Raw genomic sequence first — 18,060 nt, 5'->3', positions numbered from 1 at the left:
AGACAGGAACCGACCATGATTCGTTATCTGAAAAAAGGCAAACCGGCCGAGCAAAAGGCCGAACTCAACGCTCAAGTGCGTGACACCGTCGAGCAGATAATCCACGCCATCGAACAGCGTGGCGAAGCGGCTGTGCGCGAGTATTCGGAAAAATTCGACCGCTGGAACCCAGCGAGTCTGCGCCTGAGTCAGGAACAGATCCAGGGCTGCATCGACAGCCTGTCGCCCCAAGCGATTGAAGACATCAAGTTTGCCCAGGCGCAGATCCGCCGCTTCGCGCAGATCCAACTGCTTTCGATGCGCGACGTGGAGGTAGAAACGCTGCCGGGCGTGGTGCTGGGCCACAAGAACATTCCGGTGAACTCGGTGGGCTGCTACATCCCTGGCGGCAAGTACCCGCTGCTGGCCTCGGCGCACATGAGCGTGCTGACGGCGAAAGTCGCCGGCGTGAAACGGGTGATCGCCTGCGCGCCGCCGTTCGATGGTCAGCCGTCGCCGGAGATCATCGCGGCGATGGCCATGGCCGGTGCTGACGAAATCTACGTGATGGGCGGTGTGCAGGGCGTCTCGGCCATGGCCTTGGGTACTGAAAACATCGAGAAGGTCGACATGATCGTCGGCCCGGGCAACGCCTACGTGGCCGAAGCCAAGCGCCAGTTGTACGGCCGCGTGGGTATCGACCTGTTCGCCGGGCCCACCGAAACCATGGTGATCTGCGACGACACGGTGGACGCCGAACTGGTGGCCGTGGACCTGCTGGGCCAGGCAGAACACGGGCCGACTTCACCGGCCTTTTGCGTGACTACCAGTTCGCGTATTGCCGAAGAACTGCCGGCTGCCATCGAGAAGGTGTTGGCGCGCCTGGACACCGCGCCGGTGGCCAGTGTGGCCTGGCGTGACTATGGCGAAATCATTTTATGCGACACCGACGAAGAGATGCTCGCTGAGTCCGAGCGCATCTGTTCCGAGCACGTGCAGGTGATGACCCGCGACCCGGACTGGTTCCTGGCGCGCATGACTAACTACGGCGGGCTGTTCCTGGGCCACCGCACCAACGTGTCCTATGGCGACAAGGTGATCGGCACCAACCACACCCTGCCGACCATGGGCGCCGGGCGTTACACCGGCGGGCTGTGGGTGGGCAAGTTCATCAAGACCCACACCTACCAGCGGGTGCTCACCGACGAAGCCAGCGTGGCCATTGGCGAGGTTTGCTCGCGGCTGTGCGCCCTGGAGCATTTCTCCGGGCACAAGGAGCAGGCCGACATTCGCGTGCGTCGTCTGAAGAAGGCCCTTTGATGAACCGCCTGGAAGGTAAGGTCGCGGTCGTCACTGGTGCCACCGGGGGACTGGGGGCGGTGATCTGTGAAGCGCTGGCCCGGGCCGGGGCCAGCGTGGTGGCGGGCTACAACCGCTCCAGCGATGCCGCCCATGCGCTAGTCGCCGACCTGCCAGCCACTGCCAACGGCCACTTGGCCGTGGCGGCGGCGGTGACCGACAGCGCTGCGCTGGGCCGATTGGCCCGCCAGGTTCAGGCCCATTACGGGCGCTGCGACATCCTGGTCAACTGCGCCGGTACCACGCGTTTTGTCGCCCATGTCGACCTTGACGGCCTGGACGACGCGCTGATCGACAGCATCCTGGCCACCAATGTGCGCGGCCCGATTGCCTGCATTCGCGCGCTGGCACCGCTGCTCAAGGCCAGCGGCGACGGCCTGGTGGTGAACATCAGTTCGATCGCCGCGCGCACGGCCATGGGCAGCAACATCGCCTACTGCGCCAGCAAGGCGGCGGTGGATAACCTGACCCAATCCCTGGCCCGCGCTTTGGCGCCCCAGGTACGGGTGGTTTCGGTGGCGCCAGGGCTGGCCGATACCGAGTTTGTCCAGGGCCTGGCCCAGGACTGGCGTGACGAGCAAGCCGCGCGCACCCCACTGGGGCGTCTGGCCTTGCCCGAGGAAGTCGCCCAGGCGGTGTTGGCCCTGGCCTGCCACCTGACCTTTACCACCGGCGCCGTCATCCCTGTGGATGGCGGACGACCCCTGAGCTGAGGAGGTGGGTATGTTCGCGATCAAACCCCACCACGGCGGCATCAGCGTGCCCAACCTGGATGAGTCCATCGACTGGTACCGGCTGATGCTCGGCTTCGAGTTGGAGAACCGTGCGTTTATCCCGCAGATTCCGGCCGAAATCGCCTTTATCCGTAGCGGCGACTACCGCATCGAACTGTTCCAACTTGAACAGGCGCACCCCCTGCCGACCGACCGCCGCGAGCCGCATCTGGACCTCAAGACCCACGGCCACAAGCACCTGTGCTTTGCCGTGCAGGACGCCCCAGCGGCCTTTGCGGTCTTGCGCGGCAAGGGTGCCGACATCGTCTTCGAGAACGTCATCGACGGCACGCCCATGGGCTTTATGCGCGACAACAGCGGTAACTTGCTGGAACTCATTCAATGCCCGGCCCTGTGGCCGGCGCAAGGAGAACACCGATGAAACTCGCAACTCTGAAGGACGGCAGCCGTGACGGCCGCCTGGTGGTGGTAAGCCGCGACCTGAGCCGCGCCGTGCTGGCCAGTGGTATCGCCGGCACCCTGCAGGCGGCGCTGGAAGACTGGCCGCGCTGCGAGCCTGCCTTGCAGCAACTGTCTGCCGCACTCAATGAAGGGCGCGCGGCCCAGGCCTTTGATTTCGAGCCGCGGGAGGCCATGGCGCCGCTGCCACGGGCCTATCAATGGGCCGATGCGTCGTCGTTTCTCAACCACGGCAGCCTGATGGAGCGTGCGTACAATCTGGACATCAAAAAAGACCCGGCGGTGCCTATCATCTATCAGGGCTCGGGGGATGACTTCCTTGGTGCCTGCGACGATTACCCGGTCCCGGGTGAAGAGCACCAGATCGATTTCGAGGGGGAAGTGGCCGTGGTCCTCGATGACGTGCCCATGGGTATCCAGCCGGCAGCGGCCACTGGGCACATCAAGTTGCTGATGCTGCTTAACGACGTAAGCCTGCGTGCGCACCTGTTCAAGGAAGTGAGCATTGGTTTTGGCCCGCTGCGGGCCAAGCCGAGCACGGTGTTTGCCCCCGTGGCGGTCACCCCGGACGAGCTTGGCGAGGCCTGGCACGATGGCCGGGTCAAGTTGCCCATGCACGTGCAGTGCAACGGCCAGCGTTTCGGCGAGCCCAATGGCGCCGAGATGGACTTCAGCTTTCCGGAATTGGTGATGCACCTTGCCCGCACTCGCAACCTGCGCGCCGGCACGGTGCTGGGTTCGGGCACGTTCTCCAATCGCGACTACAACCTCACCGGCTCTGCCTGCCTGGCCGAGCGCCGCGCGGTGGAAGTGATCGAGACGGGAGTGGCGAGCACGCCATTCCTCAAGTTCGGCGACCGCCTGCGTTTCGAGATCTTCGGCCTGGACGGGCACAGCCTGTTTGGCGCCATTGATCACCGTTTTGTCCCTGCGCCTGTGCTGGAGAACTGACATGCATGTACTGATCACCGGCGCCAACGGCTTTGTCGGCGCCACCCTGGTGCGCCGCTTGCTGGAGGACCCCGATGCGCTGCCGGGCTGGAGCCAACTGACCCTGCTGGACTTGAATTTTCCCGAGCCGCCGCAGGATGCCCGTGTGCGTTGCCTGGCCGGCAGCATCGCCGACACTGCGTTGTTGGCCGATGCCCTGGAAACCCCGGTGGACATCGCCTTTCACCTGGCGAGCATCCCGGGCGGCGCCTCCGAGCGCGACTACAACCTGGGCCGCCGGGTCAATCTGGACGCCACCCTGGCCCTGCTCGAAGGGCTCAAGGACCAGGACAGCCCGGCACGGGTGGTGTTCGCCAGCACCATCGCGGTGTACGGCTCGCCGTTGCCGGTGCAGGTGGACGACCACACGCCGCTGCGCCCGCAATTGAGCTACGCCACCCAGAAACTGATGGGCGAGCTGCTGATCGACGATTTCAGCCGCCGTGGCTGGATTGATGGTATTAGCCTGCGCCTTCCGGGTATTGTGGCGCGCCCTCCGCAGCCCTCGGGCCTGCTGTCGGCGTTCATGAGCGAGGTGTTCTGGAAGCTTGCGGCTGGCGAACGCTTCGACTGCCCGGTGTCGCCGCAGGCAGTGGCCTGGTGGATGTCGGCGGCGCGCTGCGTCGACAACCTGCTGCACGCTGCCACGCTGCCGGCCGAGAAACTGTTGGCGCGGCGAGTGTTTGCCTTGCCGGTGCTGCACCTGAGCATGGCGCAGTTGGTTGACGGGCTGTGCCAGCGCTTCGGCGAGGACCGTCGCGCACAAGTGGTTTACCAACCCAATGAACAACTGGAAGCAAATTTCGGCCGTTACCCGCCGTTGCAAGCGCAGGCCGCCGAAGCACTCGGCCTGCGCCATGACGGAGATATCCAGCAACTGGTCAACCGAACCCTGTAACCGCTGCCGTTGAAATTCGCGAGCAAGGCTTGCTCTCCCGTGGGAGTAAGCCTTGCTCGCGAATCCTGAGAAGCTGCTACAGAAAGAGCGTGCGTTTTACCCTTTATAATAACAATCCGGAGAGGCCATGAACGCTCCCACAAGCATCACCCAGTCCAAGGCGACCCTCGCCACGTACCTGCTGTTGTTGATCAATTGCCTTTCACCCATGGCGGCAATTGTCGTGGCACCGAGCCTGCCGCAAATGCAGGCGCATTTTGCCAGCGTGCCCAACGTCGAGTTCCTGATTCCGGTGGCCCTGACAGTACCGGGTCTCCTGGTGGCGCTGCTCAGCCCCTTGGTGGGCATCCTCGCCGATCGTTACGGGCGCAAGCAGTTGCTGGTGGCATCCATCGTCGGCTACGGCCTGTTCGGCCTCATGCCGATGTTCCTCGATTCGCTCTATGCGATCATCGTCAGCCGTATCGCCCTGGGCTGCGTGGAGGCGGTGGTGGTGACCATCAGTACCATGCTTATCGGTGACTACTACAGCGGCGCGCAACGGCAGAAGTACCTGGCGCTGCAGACCACCTTCGCGTCGTCCTCGGCCATCCTGTTCTTCATGGTTGGCGGCGCCTTGGGCGAGATCGGCTGGCGCATGCCGTACGTGGTGTACGCGGTGCCCTTGGCCCTGGCTTTGCTGAGCAAGATCATGCTGTGGGAGCCGAAGGCGGCGAACATGGCGTCGGATGAAGAGCAGGCGCGCGAGACGGTGACGTTCCGGCCACAGGTGTTACTGGGCATCTGCGTGGTGACCTTTATCGGCGCGGTGATGTTCATGATTTTGCAGATTCAGATGGCCTACCTGCTGGGTGATGTCGGCGAGCATTCGCCTCAGACCGCAGGCCTTGTGGCTTCGGCCTGCAGTGTGATGATCGTGCTGGGCACCCTGAGCGTACACCTGCTGACCCGCCTAGGGTTGCGCACACCACATTGCCTGGCACTGGCGTTCGGCTTGATCGCCACCAGTTTCCTGCTGATCCCGGCGATGCACACCTGGCAGGCCATCATGGCGGTGGCGCTGGTCAATGGCCTGGGTTGCGGGCTGCTGTTGCCCACCCTGGCCATCTGGAACATGCGTGAGCTGCCCTGGCAGCGCCGCGGCCTCGGTACCGGCATGTGGTACGGCAGCTACTGCCTGGGCATGTTCTGTAGCCCGATCCTGGTGGTGGCCATCGGCAAGATCAGCGGCAGCCTTGCCACCACTGTCGGTTGGGCCGGCTGGCTCTGCGTGCCGGTGGCGGTGCTGGCCCTGGCCGCCAGCCTGGTCAAGTGCCGGGCCGCACGCAACGTGCGGGTGATGGGCGCCAACCTCTAAGACGCCTGACCTTTAACTGATAGAACTCTCCGGTGCCCTGGCACCGGAGCGAACATCCTCATCTCAAAAAAACAACAAAAGAGACTGAACATGACCATTAGAACAGCGCTTGGCTGTGCATTGATGATCGCGGCGGCGGGTCCCACCCTGGCAGGCGAAGCCGGCCCGGTGGCCGACACCATGGCCACCGAATACCCTAACGAAAAGATTGGCCCACGGGTACTCAACGTCGAGCCCAATGTGCCGCCGGCCAGTGGCAAGCTACTGGAAGAGCAAGGCAAGTGGCTTAACGACCACGGCGTCAGCCCGCACTTGTCGATGACCGAGATCTACCTGCGCAACCCCAGCGTAGGCCTGGACACCGGCAACCACGAAGCGCTGACCCTCTTTGCCATCGGCGCCGATTTCAACCTGGACAAGCTGGTGGGCCTGCCCGGTGGCACCATTCACTTCGAGCAGCTCTACGTGCCCTGGACCAGCAACCTGACCTACGGCGGGCAGGTGGGCGACGTCATCGCCGGCAAACCGGGGCCCTACATTCCACGGGTCAGCCACTTGACTCTGTTCACCTATGAGCAAAAGCTCATGGATGACAAGCTGGCCATCGAGGTGGGTAAGAGCAACGCCGGCAATTACTTCGCCCTACCGCTGTGCAACGTCCCGCTTGGATGCGTGAACGCCATTTTGCAGGACACCGCCGGTTTCAACCCGCCGCCTTACGCCAACTGGGGCGCGCGGGTGGGCTACGATTTCAGCTCAGCGTTACGCGCCCAGGTCGGAGCCTGGCGCAGTAACAATGCCTACCCGTTCACCAACGGCTGGGAGCGAGACGCCGGTGACAGCGGTGGTACCCTGAGCACGGTGTACCTGGCCAACCTGGCCTATCGCACTGACTACCGCATGGAAGCCTACCCGCAAACCCTCGAGGTACTGGGTTTTCATAACAACGGCCAGCAGACCGACCCGTACTACACGGTTAACGGCACCTCTAAAGTCACCGATCCCAGTGCCGCAGCCGACACCAGCAAGGGCGTCAGCGGCTTTTACTTGGGCGCCAAGAAAACCGTCTGGCGCCAGGATGGCGGCAAAACCAACGACCTTGCCCCCACCGCCGTGGCGGCCTATGCCAACCTGACCCACACCCTAGACGAAGATACCACCAACGGCGTCGGCACCCAGGGCAACGCCGGGCTGATCCTCTCGGCCCCGTTTCGCAGCCGGCCGTTCGACAGCTATTCGGTGAACGTCAACTGGGCGCAACTGACCAGCCGCGAGCAACGCTTCCTCGAAGAGGCTCACGCCGCAACCGGGGGCGGAAATTACAACCCCGGGCGTAATGAATACGCCGTGTCCCTGGACGCCAACTTCATCCTCACCGACAGCATCGTCGTCAGTCCGTTTGTACTGCGTACATGGGGCGCCAACAGTTGGCTTAACCCCTACACCGGCGTCAACCCACGAGACGGCTACGCCGCGGGCCTGCTGTTCCACGTGCAGTTCGACGAAATGCTCGGTTTGAACTCTCACCACTGATTCGGAGAAACACCATGGCTGAATACAACGATCAACCGGTCGCCCTGATCACCGGCGCCGCGGGTGGCCTGGGCCATGCCTTCGCCGTACGCCTGGCCAGGGAAGGGATGCGCATCGCTGTGGTCGACTGCGTTGATGCCGACCACGTGGTGCGTGCCATCGAGCAACAGGGCGGGGTGGCGCAGGCCTTTCGCTGCGACCTGCGCGAGCCCGAGCAGATCGCCTACCTCCAGGGCCAGGTATTGGAGCGCTTCGGCCGTTGCGACGTGCTGGTCAACAACGCTGCCTACATCCCGCTTAAGAACCTGGCAGATACCAGCTTACTGGACTGGAGTGACTGCCTGGCGGTGACCCTGGACGCGTCGTTCTTGCTCAGCCAGGCCTTTGCGCCCGGCATGCGCGAGCGCGGCTGGGGGCGCATCATCAACCTGGCCTCGAGCAACACCGGGCGCCCGCAAAAGGGCTTTCTGGCCTACATCGCCGCCAAGAGCGGCGTGATCGGATTAACCCGCGGGCTGGCTGTGGAGCTGGGCGAATACGGTATCACCGTCAACGCCATTTCACCGGGTCTCATCCGTCACCCTGGCAGCGCCGCTGCCTTGCCAGAGCAGTTGTTCGAGGCAGTGCGTGACAGCCAGTTGATCAAGCGCACCGGCGAGCCCGAGGACCTGTGCGGGGTGCTGGCGTTCCTGTCATCCAACGCCTCGAGCTACATGACCGGCCAGGTATTTAACGTGGATGGTGGTTTCCTTTTTTAGCTATCCACAGAATGGATAGATCCCATGCCGACAAACGATTGGTCGGCAGGGGCCAGGCTTCCTTACTCTGGCAGGGCAACTCCGCTCTACAAGGACAACAACAATGCAGCGTAACTTTATTTTGCAGGAGACCTAAGATGGCGATCATCGGCATCGACACCTTGTTGTACGGCGTCGAGGACCTGGCCTCGGCCTCGCGGTTCTTCGACGATTTCGGCTTGGTGCGCTTGAGCGCCAACGATCAGGAAACCCTTTACCGCCTGGATGAAGGCTCGACCATCATCGTGCGCGGCATCGAGCACGCCTCCATCCCGGTCTCGCGCTACGAAGGCTTTGGCGTGAAGGAAACCATCTGGGGCGTGGACAACACCGAGAGCTTGGCGCGGCTGGTGGCGGACCTTTCCAAGGACCGCGACGTGCGCCTGGGCGACGACGGCGCCTGGCACTTTCACAGCGACTGCGGTCAGGCCCTGGGCTTGCGCGTGTTCACCCGCAAGAAGGTGACTTACGCGCCCGACCCGATCAACGCCGCAGGTAACGTTAACCGCCTCAACCAGCACCGCAAGTGGCGCACCCGCGCGCGGCCGAAAACCATTAACCACGTGGTGTTTGCCGTGGATGATTACTGGCAGAGTTTCGCGTTCTTTCGCGACCGATTGAACTTTCGCCTCTCCGACCACCAGAAGGGTGTGGGCACATACCTGCGCGCCGATGGCGCCAACGAGCACCACAACACCTTTTTGCTCAACAACCAGGCGCCAGGGGCGGGCGGGGTGCCGCGCTTCCATCACACCTGCTTTGGCGTCGAGGACTTCGACGAGGTGATGGTGGGCTCCAACTACATGACCAAGCGCGGCTGGCAGCACGGTTTTCTCGGCACCGGCCGGCACCGCATCGCCTCAGCGATCTTTTGCTATTTCAACTCGCCCACTGGCGGTGAAGCCGAATACGGCGCCGATACCGACTACCTGGACGACAACTGGGTGCCGCGCGAGTGGGAATTCCGCTTCGGCACGGCGCAGTGGATGGGTAACCCGCCGCCGTTTATGCAGGACGACATCCCGTGGGACGTCAGCTTTTACCAGGGCGAACACCCGGCCGTGCGCCGCTGAACTTGATAAGGATTGATTGATGAGCATGTTCCAGTATTTCGAAACCAACTACGTGTGGAGCCTGGCGGTGGCAGCGGCCATCGAGATGGGCGGCAAGATCGGCGAGATCGAGACCATGTGCCGGCCGTTGCTGGAAGTGGCTCGCCAGGGTGACGACGAAGGCACCCAGGCGTTTCTGGCCGCATGGGAGGCGGGCGGTGACAACCTGGTGGCCCTGGCCGAAGAAGACAAGGCCTGCGGCCGATTGCTCAGCGCTGGCGATAAGCTCAACCGCGCCGCGGTGTACTTCATCACCGCGGAGCGCATGCAGGCCCACGGTTATGCGCCGCGCAAGGCTCTTTATGCCAAGTTTCTGCGAACCTTTGCCGAGGGCGTGAAGCTGTCGAAAGAAAACACCCAGCGCTTCGAGATCCCCTACGCCGGTGCCCACATCGCCGGGCTATTCACTCCGGCAGAAGGTGTGACAGGTGCGGCGCCGTGCCTGGTGATTGTCAACGGCCTGGACAGTACTAAGGAGATGGTCCATCGCGCGGGCCTGTTCCCCCAGTTGCTGGCCAAGCGCGGCATCGCCAGCCTGTTCATAGACCAGCCTGGCACCGGGGAAGCGCTGCGCCTGCACGGCATGACTGCTGTGCCGAACACCGAACAGTGGGCCAGCCCGCTGATGGACTACCTGCAGACCTGCGCGCAAATCGACCCGCAGCGTATCGGTTTGCTGGGCGTGTCCCTGGGCGGTTACTACTGCCCGCGCGCCGTGGCCTTCGAACCGCGCTTCGCCCTGGGCGTGGTGTGGGGCGCCAACCACAACTGGGGCGAAATGCAAAAACGCCGCCTGACTCGCGAAGGCGAACGGCCGGTGCCGCATTACTGGGAGCACGTGCGCTGGGTATGGGGTGCGAGCGATATGGACGAGTTCATGACCCTCGCCGAGCAGGTGCACCTCAACGGCGTGATGGAGCGCATCAAGGTACCGTTCCTAGTGACCCATGGCCAGGCGGACCGGCAGATCCCGCTGGAGTACGCGCACCAGTCCTTCGACCAACTCACCCACAGCCCTGATCGCGAGTTGAAGATATTTACCCCACGTGAGGGCGGCATCCACCACAGCAGCCTGGACAACACCGCGAACGCCGGTGCATGGATTGCGGATTGGGTCGCAGAACGATTGGGCGGCACTGTAGGATAAAAGCCCGCAGGGATGGATCCAGACGAAGGCCTGGATCCAACGAGTCGGAGTTTTGCTCTGGCAAGCGGGGTGAGGGGCGAAGTTATCGGTGGATTGGTGGCTAAAAAGCCTGGTACTCGTTACCTGCATCTTCTAGCCCGCACGGTATTGCATCAGTAATGCCTTAGGCGCAATGAGGCCGTACTCGGCGATCCGCCTACGAATCTGATTGGCTTTGGCTGTCCGCTGTTCGATTAAACCGGCCCGGATGAGATGCGCCGCCTGGATATCCTGTTGCTCGATTGTCTTGACGGCGACGAAGCGCATACTGGGGCGGCTCATCGCCTCACAGATTGCCTCGGCATTGTTGGCATCGTTCTTGTTGCTCTTGACGTACGGTTTGACGAACTGAGGCGCGATCAGCCTCACCTGGAATCCGCATGCCTGTAGCTGCCGCGCAAAATGGTGCGCACCGCTACAATTTCCCATACCGATCTTACAGTGGGGCTCGATCTTCTTCAGCACCGTTTGAAGTCATCGATCTCGAGGTAAACGCTGCCGCCAGACTGGTTGCTCATGCCGATCCACGCCGTGAATCTGAAACACGTTCTTGGCCAAGTCGACCGCAATGCGCATAAGCTTCACGTGTGGACTCGCACCTTCAGTCTGGAACTCAAGATGCCGAGGTGAGGAGGAGTCCTCGGTCGTTCCCTAATCGCTTCGTGATTAATATAGCGGTGAGTCGATAGTAATACCGGGTGGCGTCGGAATGATCTTTCAGGTGCTGAGTGAAAAACCAGCGCACATGCTTGAGCTGCCAGGTCCAGGGATTGTCTCGCCGCCATCGTTGCTGAATGGCTGCCTGCATGATTTGGGCTTGGCGTAGGTGGCGTTGCTGGGTGGCATTCGAGCCAGTCAATACGCCGCTCAGGAACAGCATCATATCGAAGGGCTTGGTCATGCTCGACCTCCAATGTAGGCCGAAACCACATCGATCCGGTTATGTCCGAGCTCAAGGCTGATCTGATGCCGAGCCTGTTGATCGAGGTCGCGGTCAATGCGATAGCAGTGACCATCTTTGACCGGTGCGGCGTGGCCAGTGAGTTGCTCGTAACGCTCGCAGGCGTAGGCCGCTCGCAGTTCATGGAAACCCTTCAGCCCGTGTTCATGCAGCGTTTTGCGGGCGGGGAGCACGGTCTGTTGCAGGAACACGGCGTAGCTTTCGTCTCGGGCCAGCAAGTTGCGGCTGTGGGGCGGCGATGCCTTACGAGCCAACTGCAGCGCCGCTTGCACCGCTTCATTGGCCACGACCCATCGCGGCGCTGATGCCCCTGAGCGGCCGCCTTTGGTGCCGTCCTGGATGTTGATGCGGCCCAAGTGTTCGGCTTCGCGGTGCAAGCGTGGCAGGTCAGCCAGGATCGCTTCGCGCAGGCGCATGCCGGTTGCTCGGGCCAACAGGACAATCGCGGCCACCCGCTCGTGGTGCTGTTCGCCAAGCGCCTCGAGTACTCGCCGCACCTGTTGGTGGTCTTGGCCATCCGGCGCGCGGGTGCGTACGCTCGAGCGCTTCTGTCCCAACGCCTGACTCGGGCTGGCGATCCTCACGTCCTGATCACCGCGTAGCGCGGCGAGGGTGCGATTAACGCTGCTCAGGCGGTTCTGCGCGGTGGCGATGCAGAGTTCACCTTGCTGGATCTGCTGGCGCAGAGACGCGGCGTAGTCTTGTAGCGTCTGTCTATCGATCTGGCGCGCATCGTTGTAACCGGGGCCGTCCTCTGATCGACACCAACGCACGAACGCATGCCAGCGATCACTATGCGTTTTGACCGTGGCGAAGTGGCCGCCGGCAAACAAATCCTTTAGCGCTTGTGAGCCGGCATAGCTCAGCTGGCGGCCATAGCCAAAGTTGCGACCATCACGCCGACTAATCAAAGTCATCGTCATCACCGTTTTCGTTTGTTTGCAGAAAGAGCAGCAGGGCTTTCCAGTGAGGGCTGAGTCTGTCCACCTGCCGCCAGTGTGTTGGACGGATCAGGAGGGCGTTCTCCTGGTGTTGCAGCACTGCCCCTTCCTCACGCAGTTGCTCGATCAGCCGGGCGAGGAGGGCAGGTTCCAAGGGGGGTGTGGCGACAGCGGCGACAGTGGCGACAACCCGCGTCGTTTCTGGCCTGGCGCGTGGCGACAGGGTGGCGACAGAAGCGGCGACACGCCACGATTCAGGTTGCGATTGATGTTTCGCCTGGTAGCGGCGCACCGCGTCATTGAGGCGAAACATGGCGCACCTCGAATGTTTTTCCGTCGCGGCAGCTCAGCCAGCGATGAGTGATCAGCTCGACGAATAAAGAGGCCGTATGGTCAGCGCTCTTGCGAGCAAAACGCGGACCGTTGCGATTGACGTCGCGGACGGTGAACTGGGTCCAGCCTTTCTGCATCAGCCAGCGCAGCAGCCGATCCGCTTCCTCGCGTCGGCTATTGACCGGCTCCTGTTCGGTCAGGCGCTGAATCTCGGCCAGGTAGTAATCCATCAGCGTGGAGGCGCGCTGGATGTGTGCTTCGTCCAAGGCACAGGCCTCTTCAACCATGGCCAGCACGCCCGCGATACGCAGTACATTCGCCGCGGCCTTGCTCGCGACAGGCTGGACGCCGGCCAGTTCGCCGAACTCGCCAGACTGGCACTCGATGGTGTCGTGAATATCGATCCAGGCACGACGGGCGCGGGGAGTCAGCTCCAGCGTGGCGGGATTGAGTGAGCCATCCTTGTGAAGTGACCAGGGCTTTTGCAGCAGGGCGGTGATCCGCTGTTGGTAGCGCTGGACTTTGGCATCTCGGGTCAGGTCGATTGCCTTGTAGATTCGTTGGCCGGCCAGGCGCTCGGGCCAACTGATCAGGCAACGGCCCAGGATGCCTTGGCCATTGATCACCGGGTCTTTGAAAATTTGGTTGGCCAGGTAGGGCTGTAGCATCAGATGCAGGCTGAGGCGGCGATCATAGGCCCGCAGGCTTTCCCCAGCCATGGAGCGCGCCCGGTCGATCGGGCTGCCATCCCACAGCAGCGACAAGGTGGTGATTGCCTTGAGCAGATTCTCTTTGCTCATGGTGCTGCTACCCAAGAACTGGCCACCTTCATCATTGAACAAGCCCATGCTGGGCAAGCCATGGCACAGGCTTTTGACCAGGGCCTCAATGGTGGGCTCGGCAATGATCAGTCTCGGTGGCACCGGCTCGGACAGCTCGCCGCCTTCCGCCCCGGAGGTTGTCTTCGAGGTTTTGGGTTTGGCCATGATGCTGGTAGCGGAGCGATAGGCTTTGAGCTTTTCCTCATACAGGGTCCACTGCTGTCGTTCCCAGTCGCGTGCCGCCTTCAGTACCAGGTGATCCACCGCGCTTTTGCGATCACCCGAAGATGCCACCGTCAGTAGGTAGAGGGACAGCGGATAGGTTCGACCGTCGAGGTGGGCATTGGCATGGCCTTGGCTCACCAAGGCCGTGGTAGCCAGTACCGATTGCGCAGCCATGGCGCAGGGCACGCCGATCACCTCGGCCAGTCGTTCGACCGCAGGGCCCAACAATTCCCCGAGTGCTTCGACCGGGTAGGGCAGTGGCGCCTGCTGGTATTCCAGCAAGGGTTGTGGTGGCTCAAACGCTTCGCACAGTTGCATCGCACTTCTCCTGGAATTGTCGACTTCGTCCTCACTCATCCCGCCACGGTTGTTGAGTGTTGCCAGGGATCAAGGCCCCTGCGACCTGTGAGGTTTGTCCACTCACGCGGGACTGACGGCTCCTTACGGCCGGGAGCTTGGGCATCTCATGATCTGGCCTCCTGAACACCGATAGCGGTGGGCGGGTGGAGGCTGCACTGGCTGACGAGACCAGTGCCGCGAGATCCTGAGTCAGGTGAAGGCAGTGAGGCGGTGACCGGGGCATGCCTGACTGTCAGTCAGGTGCAGTCCATTTCATGGGCTGCGGCACCATCATCGGCATCGCTATGGCGAGTGAGCATTCGGTGTTTGTCACGCCGATTGTCACAAGGGGGAAAGCCGCAAAGGCCCGTGCGAGCAGGGCTGCAGCAGTGTGATATGCGCCCGTCTCTTTAGGAGGCAAAGAGACGGGCAACAGGTTGGCGCAAGAAATGGCCAAGCGGATAAGTTGCTGCAGAGCAGCCAGGAAGGAGTATGAGTTGCCGCAGTGGGCATACTGGAAGAAGTAGGCATCCATCACATGGGTAGTGACCGTGCGAGCCGCCGGACGCTAATCGCACTTGGGGGAGAACCACCACGGTGTGGCGTAGCCTCAAAGGTTCTGGCTACCTGGGTGCTGTCGAGGACAGCGCTTGTACAGTTTTGGTTTAGCGCTCGTTCTGCTCGCGGTCAACCGTATTTTGGGGGCGGCTCTTGCGCCAATCGGTAATGCTGGAAGACCTTGGAACCCGGTGGTTCTCCATGGCCGGGTGGTCATTCGTCGGTTTTTAATGTGAGCCCACGCAGGTGGGAATGCGGAGCCTTCCCGCTCGCGTGGGCTTGGCCGAAAAAGCCCCAAGAGCGAGACTTGCAACGGCGACAGTCGCCACCTCTGTCGCCACGCTGCAGGCCAGGTAATACGTGGGTTGTCGCCACTGTCGCCGCTGTCGCCATCCTCCACTCGATAAACGAGGTGAGAGGATGGCGTGAACATCTCGCTTCTCATGCAACAGTATTTGCTACCGCATGCCCTGTGGCATATCGCGCCCAATCTTCCATCAGTATTCGCCGCTTTTCAAAAAGATCACCACGTCGATAAGCCGCCTCTACCGCATTCTCTACGGTGTGCGCGAGCGCCTGTTCACAGACCTCTCGAGGATAGTGAGTAACTTCACTCGCCCAATCCCTGAAAGTCGAACGGAATCCATGCGTCGTGAGATCGTTCCGCTTCATCCGACGCAATGCCATCAACATTGCCATATTGCTTAGAGGGCGCTTTTTGCGAGCCCCTGCAAATAGGTAATTGTTTCCTTCCACGCGAGGAAGCCCTGCGAGTAAATCCAATGCCGCTTTTGATAGAGGCACTCGGTGTTCCTTCCCTGCTTTCATCCTCGGCGCAGGAATGGTCCATACCCTTGCTGCGACATCAATCTCTGCCCACGTTGATTCAAGCACCTCACTGGTGCGGCAGGCCGTCAGGATGGTAAAGCGCAATGCTTTAGAGCTCAGATCATTTGCTTGCTCAAGGGGCGCCATGAAGGCGGGAAGCTCTGTCCACGACATTGCTGCGTGATGTTTCACAGCACGCACTTTTGCGCGAGGTGGTAGCAGTTTGTCCAGGTGTCCACGCCATCGAGCGGGGTTTTCTCCATCACGCAGCCCTCTGGCCTTTGCTGCATCGAGGACCAGTTCGATACGGTTTCGCAAACGGCTGGCGGATTCGGGTATTACTGTCCAAATCGGCTTGAGGATTTTCAGCACATGCTCAATGCCTATTTCCTGCGTCGGAAGATCGCCTATGACCTTGAACGCATAAGTACCCAGAGTGTTCTCCCACTGCTGGGCATGCTTGGCATTTTTCCAGCCTGCCCTGTGGGCAGTAATGTAGTCGAGAGCAACCTCTTTGAAAGTGATTGCTTTGGCCCTGGCTGCATCCTGAGCTAAACGTTCAGCTTCTTTTTCCAGCCGTTGCCGTTCCATCTCCTCGTTTCGGCTGGTAAGCGGATCGACGCCTGACTTGCTCAGTTTTCTGGCTTCTGCTGCTTTCTCACGAGCGACCGCAAGATTTACTTCGGGGTGCCTGCCCAGTCCCATGTCTCGGCTCTTGCCAGCAAGCTTGTAGCGGAAAATCCAGCTTGCGCCACCGGTACGGCCAAGTTTCAAGTAAAGGCCGTCACCATCGTTGGTCATTCCAGGGAGCCCCGATCTGACTATTTTTTCTACCGTTTTCGTCGTCAGAGATGCCATCACTCACTTCCTATTTGAAAGGATGATGACTCAATCTAAATGAATGCCAGCCCATACTCCAGCCCATACCTTGGCCCCTGGCTTCCCATAGTCACGCCTGGACCACAAAAGAAAATATCTGCGTCAACTGTATGTTTTTATAGCGTTTTAATAGAAATAATTAAACATCTATGGATTTCTAGAAACACTAAAATGACGGACTATCTCTCCGCCATTATTGAAAAATGAAAAACCCCCGATAACTTCAATGTTGTCGGGGGTTTTTTGCTTTCAGTCAGAAACTGCATAATGAATTCTGCTACGGTCTTCGTTAATTGGCGCTTCGGACATCGGTCATGAATTTTAAAAAAGTACTGGCGCATTTGCAGGCTGAAGTTCCCGAGCTATTGGCTGTGTATGTGTTCGGTAGCCAAGTGACGGGTGAGGCAGGTAGTGAGAGTGATCTGGATGTTGCGGTCCTTTCTGCGGGAGTGGTCGAGCCTTTATTGCTATGGCAGCTTTCTGGGGAGTTGGCCGATATCGTTGGAGTTCCCGTCGACTTGCTTGATTTGCGCGCAGCCTCAACGGTAATGCAATACCAAGTATTGACCACTGGGCGTCGGCTCTGGTCCGGGAACGTCCAGGCGGGTCTATTCGAGAGCTACGTCCTGAGCGAAAAAACCGCGCTGGACACGGCAAGGGCTGAGTTGTTGGCGGATATCCAGAAGGAAGGGAAAGTTTATGGTCGATGATGTTCTCATCAATAAAGCAGCCAGCATTGAGCGGTGCGTTGCTCGCGCCCGTCAGGAATACGATAAAGATCCCACCAGCTTCGCCACAGATTTCACGCGCCAGGATGCGGCGATTTTTAATATTCAGCGTGCCTGTGAGGCAGCGCTGGACATGGGCCAACACTTGATTCGTCGTGAGCGCCTGGGCGTTCCACAAGGAGCCCGTGACGTGTTTGAATTGTTATGTCAGGGCGGTTGGGTCAATCCTGCGTTGCTGACCAACCTGAAGAACATGGTCGGGTTTCGTAACATTGCTGTTCACGAGTACCAGACGCTTCAATTGCCGATTACTGTAGCGATCATTACAAAACACCTGGATGAGTTTCTAGCATTTAGTTCGCATATTTTGACCAAGGATGCGGGGTTGGAAAATAAACAAGTCTAATCTGTAAATTTTCCATCCCTCTGAATAAGTTTTCCTGCTGCGGTGTTCACCACACAGACCACTCAGGAAACGCCCATGAACAATCCCGCCGACCGCTACGACCGCCTGACCCGCACCTTCCACTGGCTGACCGCCGCCCTGGTGATCTTCATGTTCGCCAGCGCCCACGTCTGGGAAAACCTGGAAAAAGGCACGCCACTGCGCAAGGGCCTGCAATCGGTCCATATCTCCCTGGGCATCGCCATGGCGGTGCTGATCGCTGCACGTATCCTCTGGCGTGTGTTCGGCGGCAATCACCCAAAGGCCGACAATCACCCTGCGCTTAACGTGGCCGCCAAAATCGCCCACGGCTGTCTATACCTGTTGTTACTGACGCAGGTGACCCTGGGCTTCCTGTTCCGCTGGGCCCAGGGCGAGCCCTTCAACTTTTTCGGACTGTTCCCGGTGCCAGCGCCTTTTGTGATCGATCACGAATTGCGAGGCACCCTGGGTGGCCTGCACAACAATGTCGCCTGGGCGATCATCGTACTCGCCGGGCTGCATGCCTGCGCCGCGCTGTGGCATCACTACATCCAGCGCGACAGCACGTTGCGCCGCATGCTGCCGGCCCCTCGTGGCGATCTTCCCTACTGAGTTT

19 protein-coding genes and 1 pseudogene are annotated in these 18,060 nt (G+C 60.8%); 13 read left to right on the top strand and 7 right to left on the bottom strand.

The features are described from left to right. Positions 1 to 15 precede the first annotated feature (15 nt). The 10 genes from hisD (at position 16) to AC3WKX_RS04250 (ending at position 10,365) form a co-directional block, all read left to right on the top strand. The gene (hisD, locus tag AC3WKX_RS04295; protein ID WP_032892924.1) at positions 16 to 1,299 is read left to right on the top strand and encodes a histidinol dehydrogenase; all 1,284 of its coding nucleotides are present in this window, start codon (positions 16 to 18) and stop codon (positions 1,297 to 1,299) included. Continuing rightward, the gene (locus AC3WKX_RS04290) at positions 1,299 to 2,051 is read left to right on the top strand and encodes an SDR family NAD(P)-dependent oxidoreductase (protein ID WP_032892923.1); all 753 of its coding nucleotides are present in this window, start codon (positions 1,299 to 1,301) and stop codon (positions 2,049 to 2,051) included. The genes hisD and AC3WKX_RS04290 overlap by 1 nt, the downstream gene beginning before the upstream one ends. A gap of 10 nt (positions 2,052 to 2,061) precedes the next feature. Next, positions 2,062 to 2,493: a VOC family protein gene (locus tag AC3WKX_RS04285; protein WP_102604227.1), complete on the top strand. Its 432-nt coding sequence runs from the start codon at positions 2,062 to 2,064 to the stop codon at positions 2,491 to 2,493. Continuing rightward, a complete protein-coding gene (locus AC3WKX_RS04280) occupies positions 2,490 to 3,482 on the top strand; it encodes a fumarylacetoacetate hydrolase family protein (RefSeq protein ID WP_032892921.1) in 993 nt (330 codons plus the stop codon). Before AC3WKX_RS04285 ends, AC3WKX_RS04280 begins: the two co-directional genes overlap by 4 nt. Before the next feature lies 1 nt (position 3,483). Next, the gene (locus AC3WKX_RS04275) at positions 3,484 to 4,419 is read left to right on the top strand and encodes an NAD-dependent epimerase/dehydratase family protein (protein ID WP_102604228.1); all 936 of its coding nucleotides are present in this window, start codon (positions 3,484 to 3,486) and stop codon (positions 4,417 to 4,419) included. A 127-nt stretch (positions 4,420 to 4,546) separates the two neighbouring features. Then, positions 4,547 to 5,776, top strand: coding sequence for an MFS transporter (locus AC3WKX_RS04270; RefSeq protein ID WP_032892919.1), 1,230 nt, complete (start codon positions 4,547 to 4,549; stop codon positions 5,774 to 5,776). 90 nt (positions 5,777 to 5,866) lie between these two features. Next, on the top strand, positions 5,867 to 7,309 hold the full coding sequence (locus AC3WKX_RS04265; protein ID WP_102604229.1) for a carbohydrate porin: 1,443 nt from the start codon (positions 5,867 to 5,869) through the stop codon (positions 7,307 to 7,309). Between the two features lie 14 nt (positions 7,310 to 7,323). After that, positions 7,324 to 8,067 carry an SDR family NAD(P)-dependent oxidoreductase gene (locus AC3WKX_RS04260; protein WP_102604230.1) on the top strand — a complete coding sequence of 248 codons (744 nt, stop codon included), beginning with the start codon at positions 7,324 to 7,326 and terminating at the stop codon, positions 8,065 to 8,067. A 137-nt stretch (positions 8,068 to 8,204) separates the two neighbouring features. Then, positions 8,205 to 9,179, top strand: coding sequence for a VOC family protein (locus AC3WKX_RS04255; RefSeq protein WP_102604231.1), 975 nt, complete (start codon positions 8,205 to 8,207; stop codon positions 9,177 to 9,179). Between the two features lie 25 nt (positions 9,180 to 9,204). Then, positions 9,205 to 10,365 (top strand): alpha/beta hydrolase family protein, encoded by a 1,161-nt coding sequence (locus tag AC3WKX_RS04250; protein WP_102604257.1) that lies wholly within the window; start codon positions 9,205 to 9,207, stop codon positions 10,363 to 10,365. A 171-nt stretch (positions 10,366 to 10,536) separates the two neighbouring features. Here the strand turns inward: AC3WKX_RS04250 and AC3WKX_RS04245 are convergent. From AC3WKX_RS04245 to AC3WKX_RS04215, 7 genes and pseudogenes are all read right to left on the bottom strand, one after another. Then, positions 10,537 to 10,989: pseudogene (locus tag AC3WKX_RS04245) on the bottom strand (IS110 family transposase); the annotation flags it as partial. 28 nt (positions 10,990 to 11,017) lie between these two features. After that, a complete protein-coding gene (locus tag AC3WKX_RS04240; RefSeq protein WP_102604232.1) occupies positions 11,018 to 11,305 on the bottom strand; it encodes a hypothetical protein in 288 nt (95 codons plus the stop codon). Further along, entirely contained in the window at positions 11,302 to 12,282 is a 981-nt protein-coding gene (locus AC3WKX_RS04235) for an integrase domain-containing protein (protein ID WP_102604258.1), read from the bottom strand. Before AC3WKX_RS04235 ends, AC3WKX_RS04240 begins: the two co-directional genes overlap by 4 nt. Then, on the bottom strand, positions 12,269 to 12,619 hold the full coding sequence (locus tag AC3WKX_RS04230; RefSeq protein WP_102604233.1) for a hypothetical protein: 351 nt from the start codon (positions 12,617 to 12,619) through the stop codon (positions 12,269 to 12,271). Before AC3WKX_RS04230 ends, AC3WKX_RS04235 begins: the two co-directional genes overlap by 14 nt. Next, complete coding sequence (locus AC3WKX_RS04225) at positions 12,603 to 14,003, bottom strand: YfjI family protein (protein ID WP_102604234.1); 1,401 nt, start codon at positions 14,001 to 14,003, stop codon at positions 12,603 to 12,605. The genes AC3WKX_RS04230 and AC3WKX_RS04225 overlap by 17 nt, the downstream gene beginning before the upstream one ends. Before the next feature lie 274 nt (positions 14,004 to 14,277). Further along, entirely contained in the window at positions 14,278 to 14,559 is a 282-nt protein-coding gene (locus tag AC3WKX_RS04220) for a hypothetical protein (RefSeq protein WP_102604235.1), read from the bottom strand. A gap of 464 nt (positions 14,560 to 15,023) precedes the next feature. After that, entirely contained in the window at positions 15,024 to 16,268 is a 1,245-nt protein-coding gene (locus tag AC3WKX_RS04215; RefSeq protein WP_032892912.1) for a tyrosine-type recombinase/integrase, read from the bottom strand. Positions 16,269 to 16,603: 335 nt separating this feature from the next. Here AC3WKX_RS04215 and mntA point away from each other — a divergent pair, with 335 nt between their 5' ends. From mntA to AC3WKX_RS04200, 3 genes are all read left to right on the top strand, one after another. After that, a complete protein-coding gene (mntA, locus tag AC3WKX_RS04210) occupies positions 16,604 to 16,999 on the top strand; it encodes a type VII toxin-antitoxin system MntA family adenylyltransferase antitoxin (RefSeq protein ID WP_087692601.1) in 396 nt (131 codons plus the stop codon). After that, entirely contained in the window at positions 16,989 to 17,423 is a 435-nt protein-coding gene (gene hepT, locus AC3WKX_RS04205) for a type VII toxin-antitoxin system HepT family RNase toxin (protein WP_008437859.1), read from the top strand. Before mntA ends, hepT begins: the two co-directional genes overlap by 11 nt. A gap of 75 nt (positions 17,424 to 17,498) precedes the next feature. Continuing rightward, positions 17,499 to 18,056: a cytochrome b gene (locus tag AC3WKX_RS04200; protein WP_087692600.1), complete on the top strand. Its 558-nt coding sequence runs from the start codon at positions 17,499 to 17,501 to the stop codon at positions 18,054 to 18,056. Positions 18,057 to 18,060: the final 4 nt, after the last annotated feature.

The sequence above is a fragment of the Pseudomonas sp. GP01-A4 genome (assembly GCF_058780865.1).
This window is presented reverse-complemented; position numbering and strand designations above follow the sequence as displayed.

Coding starts and splice junctions, on each gene's coding strand:
- AC3WKX_RS04220 (WP_102604235.1), bottom strand. CDS start 14,559: ATGGATGCCTACTTCTTCCAGTATGCCCACTGCGGCAACTCATACTCC.
- AC3WKX_RS04290 (WP_032892923.1), top strand. CDS start 1,299: ATGAACCGCCTGGAAGGTAAGGTCGCGGTCGTCACTGGTGCCACCGGG.
- AC3WKX_RS04235 (WP_102604258.1), bottom strand. CDS start 12,282: ATGACTTTGATTAGTCGGCGTGATGGTCGCAACTTTGGCTATGGCCGC.
- AC3WKX_RS04285 (WP_102604227.1), top strand. CDS start 2,062: ATGTTCGCGATCAAACCCCACCACGGCGGCATCAGCGTGCCCAACCTG.
- AC3WKX_RS04265 (WP_102604229.1), top strand. CDS start 5,867: ATGACCATTAGAACAGCGCTTGGCTGTGCATTGATGATCGCGGCGGCG.
- AC3WKX_RS04280 (WP_032892921.1), top strand. CDS start 2,490: ATGAAACTCGCAACTCTGAAGGACGGCAGCCGTGACGGCCGCCTGGTG.
- mntA (WP_087692601.1), top strand. CDS start 16,604: ATGAATTTTAAAAAAGTACTGGCGCATTTGCAGGCTGAAGTTCCCGAG.
- AC3WKX_RS04240 (WP_102604232.1), bottom strand. CDS start 11,305: ATGACCAAGCCCTTCGATATGATGCTGTTCCTGAGCGGCGTATTGACT.
- AC3WKX_RS04275 (WP_102604228.1), top strand. CDS start 3,484: ATGCATGTACTGATCACCGGCGCCAACGGCTTTGTCGGCGCCACCCTG.
- AC3WKX_RS04215 (WP_032892912.1), bottom strand. CDS start 16,268: ATGGCATCTCTGACGACGAAAACGGTAGAAAAAATAGTCAGATCGGGG.
- AC3WKX_RS04260 (WP_102604230.1), top strand. CDS start 7,324: ATGGCTGAATACAACGATCAACCGGTCGCCCTGATCACCGGCGCCGCG.
- hepT (WP_008437859.1), top strand. CDS start 16,989: ATGGTCGATGATGTTCTCATCAATAAAGCAGCCAGCATTGAGCGGTGC.
- AC3WKX_RS04230 (WP_102604233.1), bottom strand. CDS start 12,619: ATGTTTCGCCTCAATGACGCGGTGCGCCGCTACCAGGCGAAACATCAA.
- hisD (WP_032892924.1), top strand. CDS start 16: ATGATTCGTTATCTGAAAAAAGGCAAACCGGCCGAGCAAAAGGCCGAA.
- AC3WKX_RS04250 (WP_102604257.1), top strand. CDS start 9,205: ATGTTCCAGTATTTCGAAACCAACTACGTGTGGAGCCTGGCGGTGGCA.
- AC3WKX_RS04225 (WP_102604234.1), bottom strand. CDS start 14,003: ATGCAACTGTGCGAAGCGTTTGAGCCACCACAACCCTTGCTGGAATAC.
- AC3WKX_RS04200 (WP_087692600.1), top strand. CDS start 17,499: ATGAACAATCCCGCCGACCGCTACGACCGCCTGACCCGCACCTTCCAC.
- AC3WKX_RS04255 (WP_102604231.1), top strand. CDS start 8,205: ATGGCGATCATCGGCATCGACACCTTGTTGTACGGCGTCGAGGACCTG.
- AC3WKX_RS04270 (WP_032892919.1), top strand. CDS start 4,547: ATGAACGCTCCCACAAGCATCACCCAGTCCAAGGCGACCCTCGCCACG.